This is a genomic window from Pseudomonas sp. BP01, assembly GCF_022760795.1.
Lineage (GTDB): Bacteria > Pseudomonadota > Gammaproteobacteria > Pseudomonadales > Pseudomonadaceae > Aquipseudomonas > Aquipseudomonas putida_Q.
Genome location: NZ_JAFBKA010000016.1, coordinates 146,714 through 153,218, shown reverse-complemented (window position 1 = coordinate 153,218; position 6,505 = coordinate 146,714). Strand labels below are relative to the sequence as shown.

7 protein-coding genes are annotated in these 6,505 nt (G+C 64.1%); 2 read left to right on the top strand and 5 right to left on the bottom strand.

All coding sequences use genetic code 11. From position 1 onward, the window contains the following. Positions 1-42: 42 nt before the first annotated feature. From JOY50_RS16360 to minC, 5 genes are all read right to left on the bottom strand, one after another. The gene (locus JOY50_RS16360) at positions 43-1,332 is read right to left on the bottom strand and encodes a M18 family aminopeptidase (protein ID WP_132844507.1); all 1,290 of its coding nucleotides are present in this window, start codon (positions 1,330-1,332) and stop codon (positions 43-45) included. Between the two features lie 169 nt (positions 1,333-1,501). Further along, a complete protein-coding gene (locus tag JOY50_RS16355) occupies positions 1,502-2,137 on the bottom strand; it encodes an RluA family pseudouridine synthase (protein WP_019472567.1) in 636 nt (211 codons plus the stop codon). Positions 2,138-2,288: 151 nt separating this feature from the next. Further along, positions 2,289-2,543 carry a cell division topological specificity factor MinE gene (gene minE / locus JOY50_RS16350; protein ID WP_003252572.1) on the bottom strand — a complete coding sequence of 85 codons (255 nt, stop codon included), beginning with the start codon at positions 2,541-2,543 and terminating at the stop codon, positions 2,289-2,291. 3 nt (positions 2,544-2,546) lie between these two features. Then, positions 2,547-3,359 (bottom strand): septum site-determining protein MinD, encoded by an 813-nt coding sequence (gene minD / locus JOY50_RS16345; protein WP_016501049.1) that lies wholly within the window; start codon positions 3,357-3,359, stop codon positions 2,547-2,549. 101 nt (positions 3,360-3,460) lie between these two features. Then, a complete protein-coding gene (minC, locus tag JOY50_RS16340) occupies positions 3,461-4,222 on the bottom strand; it encodes a septum site-determining protein MinC (protein WP_028614185.1) in 762 nt (253 codons plus the stop codon). A 111-nt stretch (positions 4,223-4,333) separates the two neighbouring features. Here minC and JOY50_RS16335 point away from each other — a divergent pair, with 111 nt between their 5' ends. Both JOY50_RS16335 and JOY50_RS16330 read left to right on the top strand, forming a co-directional pair. Beyond that, complete coding sequence (locus JOY50_RS16335; protein ID WP_016485325.1) at positions 4,334-5,269, top strand: lipid A biosynthesis lauroyl acyltransferase; 936 nt, start codon at positions 4,334-4,336, stop codon at positions 5,267-5,269. Positions 5,270-5,296: 27 nt separating this feature from the next. Continuing rightward, entirely contained in the window at positions 5,297-6,445 is a 1,149-nt protein-coding gene (locus JOY50_RS16330) for a patatin-like phospholipase family protein (protein WP_132844510.1), read from the top strand. Positions 6,446-6,505 lie beyond the last annotated feature (60 nt).

The following is a 6,505-nucleotide window of genomic DNA, read 5'->3' as shown; positions in this document are numbered from 1 at the left end:
CTCTTCGCGGGCGAGCCCGCGAAGAGGCCGGGCCTGCTTACATCAAGGCAGCTCGCGGCTACGGTAGAAGGCAGTCAGCACCTTCACCAGGTGTGCCAGGTCATGGCTGCCGCACAGCTCACGAATGGAATGCATGGCAAAGGTCGGCAAACCGATATCCACCGTGCGCACGCCCAGGTGGCTGGCTGTGATCGGCCCGATGGTCGAGCCACAGCCCATGTCGCTGCGCACCACAAAGCTTTGCACCGGCACTTCCTCGGCCATGCACAGGTGGCGGAAGAAACCGGCGGTTTCGCTGTTGGTGGCGTAGCGCTGGTTGTTGTTCACCTTGATCACCGGCCCGGCGTTGAGCTTGGGCCCGTGGTTGCCATCGTGCCTGTCGGCGTAGTTGGGGTGCACGCCGTGGGCGTTGTCGGCCGACACCATCAGCGAGCGCTGGAGGGTGCGCACGTAAGCGTCGCCATCGGGCAGCAGGCGCTGCAGGGTCTGCTCCAGCATCGGGCCGTCGGCGCCGCAGGCTGAACTGCTGCCGACTTCCTCGTGGTCGTTGCACACCAGCACGCTGGTCTCGTCGCTGTCCGCGGCCAGCAGGGCTTGCAGGCCGGCGTAGCACGACAGCAGGTTGTCCAGGCGGGCCCCAGCGATGAAGTCGCCGTTCAGACCGACCAGCGCGGCGTCCTGGGTGTCGTAGAAGCTCAGTTCGTAATCCAGCACTACGTCGGCGATCAGCTCGTGCTCGCGGGCCAGTTGCTCAGTAAGCAGGGCGCGGAAGTCGATGCGTTCGTCACCCGCTACCTGGGCCAGGATGGGCGGCAGCTCGTGCTGCGGGTTGATCGCCCAGCCTTCATTGGCGGTGCGGTTCAGGTGGATGGCCAGGTTGGGGATGATCGCGATCGGCAGCTTGAAATCGATCAGCTGGCTTTCAACCTTGCCGTCACGGCGGTAGGTGACGCGGCCGGCCAGCGAAAGGTCGCGGTCGAACCACGGCGCCAGCAAGGCGCCGCCATACACTTCCACACCCAGTTGCAGGAAGCCCTGGCGCTGCAGCTCGGGCTGCGGCTTGACGCGCAGGCACGGGCTGTCGGTGTGGGCGCCGACCATGCGGATACCGTTCAGCAGCGGTGCCTGCTTGCCCAGTTTGATGGCGATGATCGACGAGTCGTTGCGTGTGACGTAGTAGCGGCCACCAGGCACGGTGGCCCAGCTGTCGCGCTCGTCCAGGCGCTGGTAGCCGGCAGCTTCCAGGCGCTGGGCCAGGCTGGCGGTGGCGTGGAAGGGCGTGGGGGAGGCCTTGAGGAAGTCGATAAGGCCGGTATTCAGTGCGTCGCGCATAGCTCACTCCAGACAGCAGTGGCGCGAGTTTAACGCACAATGTCGACAATTTGTGTCTGCCTCTTCGCGGGCTTGCCCGCTCCCACAGGTACCGCACACATTTCCGGTGCAGTGTCATCCCTGTGGGAGCGGGCGAGCCCGCGAAGAGGCTGGGGCGGCCAGCCGAAAATCAGAAGGGCGCAGGGCACTCGAACTTCAACCGCTCGCCGGACACCGGGTGGGTAAAGCTCAACATGGAGGCATGCAGGCACAGCCGCTCATGGGCTGCCAGCGCTTCGGGGTTGGCATACAGCCGATCACCCAGCAGCGGGTGGCCGATCGACAGCATGTGCACGCGCAACTGGTGCGAGCGCCCGGTAATCGGCGTCAGCTCAACCCGGCAGTGGTCACCGCAGCGCTCGACGATACGCCAGAACGTCAGCGCATGTTTGCCCTGCTCGTGGTCCACCACATGCCGTGGCTTGGTGGGTGGGTCGTAGCGCAGCGGCAGGTCGATGCTGCCGCTGTCCAGTGCCGGTTGGCCCCAGCACAGTGCGGTGTAGGCCTTTTCGGTTTCGCGGTCGTGGAACTGGCGCGACAGCTCGCGGTGGCTGTCGGCATCGCGGGCCAGCAGGATGATGCCGGAGGTTTCCCAGTCCAGGCGGTGCACGATCAGCGCGTCCGGGTAGCCGTTTTCCTGCAGTCGGGTGATCAGGCAGTCCTTGTTGTCCTCGGCGCGGCCAGGCACCGACAGCAGCAGGGTCGGTTTGTTGATCACCAGGATGGCGGCGTCTTCGTGCAGGATCTGGATATTGGACAGCGGCATTGCGTGGTCTCAGTTAAATCGGGAGAAAAAAGCGGGGCCGCTCTGCGGCCCATTCGCGGCACAAGGCCGCTCCTACAGGGGAACGCGATCCCTTGTAGGAGCGGCCTTGTGCCGCGAATGGGCTGCAAAGCAGCCCCAGCTTTCAGCCAGATCAGCGATCCGGCAGGGTAATGTTCAGCTCCAGAATCGAGCAGCTGCCCTGGTTTTCCAGCTCGATATGCACGTCATCGTTGCCGATGTTCACATACTTGCGGATTACTTCCAGCAGTTCTTTCTGCAGCGCCGGCAGGTAGTCCGGCTCGCTGCGTTGGCCGCGCTCGTGCGCCACGATGATCTGTAGACGCTCTTTCGCTACCGACGCGCTGGTCTGTTTCTGTCTGCCACGAAAGAAGTCAAAAAGGTTCATGGTTTACTTGCCTCCAAACAGGCGCGCGAAGAATCCTTGCTTCGGCACTTCAACAAAACGCAGGGGTTTGTCTTTCCCCAGCAGGCGGTCGACGGTGTCGCTGTACGCCTGGCCAGCATCGCTCTGGTCGTCGAGGATGACCGGGATACCTTGGTTGGAGGCCTTGAGCACAGCCTGGGACTCAGGGATTACGCCCTTGAGCTTGATCGCCAGGATGTCGGTGACGTCATCGATGCTCAGCATTTCGCCGTTGACGACGCGCTCTGGGTTGTAGCGAGTGATCAGCAGGTGTTCCTTGATCGGCTCTTCACCGTTTTCGGAGCGGCGCGATTTGCTCGACAGAATGCCCAGCATGCGGTCCGAGTCACGTACCGAAGAAACCTCAGGGTTGGTCACCACGATAGCTTCATCGGCGAAGTACATCGCCAGGTGGGCACCTTTCTCGATACCCGCCGGCGAGTCGCAGATCACGTATTCGAAATCTTCTTTCAACGCCATCAGCACCTTCTCGACGCCTTCCAGGGTCAGCGCGTCTTTATCGCGGGTCTGGCTGGCGGCAAGTACATACAGGTTCTCGAGGCGCTTGTCCTTGATCAGGGCCTGCTGCAGGTTGGCTTCTTCGTTGACTACGTTGACGAAGTCGTACACCACGCGGCGCTCGCAGCCCATGATCAGGTCGAGGTTACGCAGGCCCACGTCGAAGTCGACGATGACGGTCTTGTGGCCACGCAGTGCGAGGCCGGTACCAATGGCGGCGCTGGTGGTGGTCTTGCCCACACCCCCCTTGCCGGAAGTAACCACGAGAATCTTGGCCAAGGTGTTTCACCCCTAAAATAAGTCGGGACACGTGTCCCGGCAAAAAGCAAAAAAACGGCAACAGTTAAAAAAGTTGCTCTGAAAATGACGGCAAGTATCCGTTAAAGACGGGTGATGTTCAACACATCACCGGACAGGCTGACTTGCACACCCGTGCCCCACAGGGGGTCGCGGCGCAGGTCTTCGCAAACCTTGTACTGGCCGGCGATGGAGACCATTTCGGCGGTCATCTGCTGGCAGAAGATCCGCGCCTTGGTATTGCCTTTGATGCCGGCCAGGGCCCGGCCGCGCATGGCGCCGTACACATGGATGTTGCCATCGGCCAGAAGTTCCGCGCCCGGGCTGACCGAGGCGGTAACGATCAGGTCGCCACCTTGAGCATAGATCTGCTGGCCGCCGCGCACCGGCGCGGTAATGATTCGGGTCGGGCGCACCTCGGGCTCGGGGGCGGGTGGTGGCGCGGGGGCCGGCTCGGGCTTTCTGACCACCTCGGGCTCGGGCTCCAGCGGCCGCTCGCGGGCACCGGATGGCGGCAGCACCGGCAGGTCGATGGCGATGGCGGCGGCGATGTCCTCGATGCGGTTGGCGCGGATGGCCAGGGTACGCAGGCCATGGTGACGGCAGATGCGCATCAAGCCTGGCAGGTCGATTGCCCCTTCGCCGGCCGGCAGCTTGTCCAGCGCCAGCACCAGTGGCGTATTGCTGAAGAAGTTCGGTGCCTGGGCGACTTTGGCCGCCAGCTGGCGGTCGAGGGCTTCAAGGTCATTGCGCGCCAGCTCCAGCACTGTGATGGCGAGCATGCTGCCCTTGAGCTGGAACACGGAGGCGGTGTCGGGTGTGTGGTTTGGGCTCATGGTCTGCATAGACGACTTGTTGCGAGAAAAGTGCCCTGATTTATAACGAGAACACCGGTTGCCCGCAACATACGCTGATCCGTTGTAGAATGCGCAGCCTTTGTCTTTCCGGAAGCTTCAATGGAACGCCCGCGTTTTCGTCCCTATTTCCTTCACCCAAAGTTCTGGGGCCTGTGGCTGGGCCTGGGCCTGCTGTGGCTGGTGGTCCAGTTGCCGTACCGGGTCCTGTTGAAAGCCGGTGCCGCGTTGGGGGCCGTGATGTATTGCTTTGCCGGCGAACGTCGGCGCATTGCCGCACGCAACCTTGAGCTGTGCTTCCCGGAGCTGTCGGTCGACGAACGGCGGCGTTTGCTCAAGGCCAACTTCGCCTCTACCGGTATCGCCTTCTTCGAAATGGCCATGAGCTGGTGGTGGCCCAAGGCCAGGCTGGCGCGCCTGGCCCATATCGAGGGGCTGGAGCACCTGCAGGCCGCCCAGCAGGCGGGGCAGGGCGCCATCCTCATGGCGGTGCACTTCACCACCCTGGAAATCGGCGCCGCCCTGCTGGGCCAGCAGCACACCATCGACGGCATGTACCGCGAGCACGGCAATGCGCTGTTCGACTTCATTCAGCGCAGTGGCCGCGAGCGGCATAACCTCGACTCGCTGGCGGTGGAGCGCGAGGACGTGCGCGGTATGCTCAAGCTGCTGCGTTCGGGCCGGGCGATCTGGTACGCACCGGACCAGGACTACGGCGCCAAGCAGAGCATTTTCGTGCCGCTGTTCGGCATCCCGGCGGCAACGGTCACCGCAACCACCAAGTTCGCCCGGCTGGGCAAGGCGCAGGTGATTCCGTTCACCCAGAAGCGCCTGGAGGATGGCAGCGGCTATCGTCTGGTCATTCACCCGCCGCTGGCGGACTTCCCCGGCGAAAGCGAAGAGGCCGACTGCCTGCGCATCAACCAGTGGGTCGAGCGTGTGTTGCGCGAGTGCCCCGAGCAGTACCTGTGGGCGCACCGCCGGTTCAAGTCACGGCCCGAGGGTGCGCCGCGGCTGTATGACAAGAAAAAGCGCTGAAAGCACATCAACCCCAGGAAGGAAGCGATGGCCCCACCCCCGGTAACCGGTCTTATCCTTTCTGGCGGCGGCGCCCGCGCCGCCTATCAGGTCGGCGTATTGGCCGGCATCGCCGAGCTGCTGCCCGCTGGCGCACATAATCCGTTCCCGGTCATCGTCGGCACCTCTGCCGGTGCCATCAATGCCGTCACCCTGGCCAGCGGCGCCACTCACTTCAACGACGCCGTGCAGCGGCTTACCGCCTTCTGGCAGAACTTTCGCAGCCACCTGGTCATCCGCAGTGACTGGCCCGGGGTCGTCCGTCAGGCTAGCCGTTTCGTCGGCCACAGCCTGCTCGGGCTGGGCGGCCAGGCGCCGGTGGCGCTGCTGGACAGCAGCCCGTTGCGCAGCCTGCTGAAGGCACACCTGAATCTGGATGGCATCACCCATTCCCTGGCCGCCGAGCAGTTACACGCGGTGGCAGTCACCGCCTTTGGCTACGAGTCCGGCCAGGCGGTCACCTTCTACCAGGGGCGTGGCACCATCGAAGCCTGGCTGCGCCACCGCCGAATCGGCGTGCCCACGCCATTGACCATTGACCACCTGCTGGCCAGTGCGGCCATTCCGCTGCTGTTTGCGCCGGTACAGCTGGGCGACGAATTTTACGGTGACGGCGCGGTGCGCCAGTCGGCACCGATCAGCCCAGCCTTGCACCTGGGCGCCAGCCGGGTGCTGGTGGTCGGGGTCAGTGGCAACCCGCAGCGGCCAGCGCCGCCCTTGCCCACTCAGCGGGTGTTCAGCGGGCAGCAGCCGAGCCTGGCGCAGATCGGTGGGCACATGCTCAACAGCACGTTCATTGACAGCCTGGAAGACGACATCGAATTGCTGCAGCGGCTGAACCACTTGAGCCGGCTGTTGCCGGCGCACCTGGATGCCCGCCGCCTGGGGCTGGCGCCAGTCGAAGTGCTGGTGGTCGCCCCCAGCCAGCCGTTAGACGAGATCGCCGCGCGGCACCGGCGTGAGCTGCCGGCGGCGTTGCGCCTGTTCCTGCGTGGGCCGGGGGCGACGCGCACCAGCGGGGCGGGGGTGTTGAGCTATCTGCTGTTCGAGGCCAGCTATTGCAGTGAACTGATCGAACTGGGGCGCAAGGATGCCTTGGCCAAGAAGCGGGAGCTGTGCCAGTTCCTGGGCATTTGATGTTGCCTGTACCGGCCTCATCGCCGGCAAGCCAGCTCCCACAGGATTACCACAGCCTTG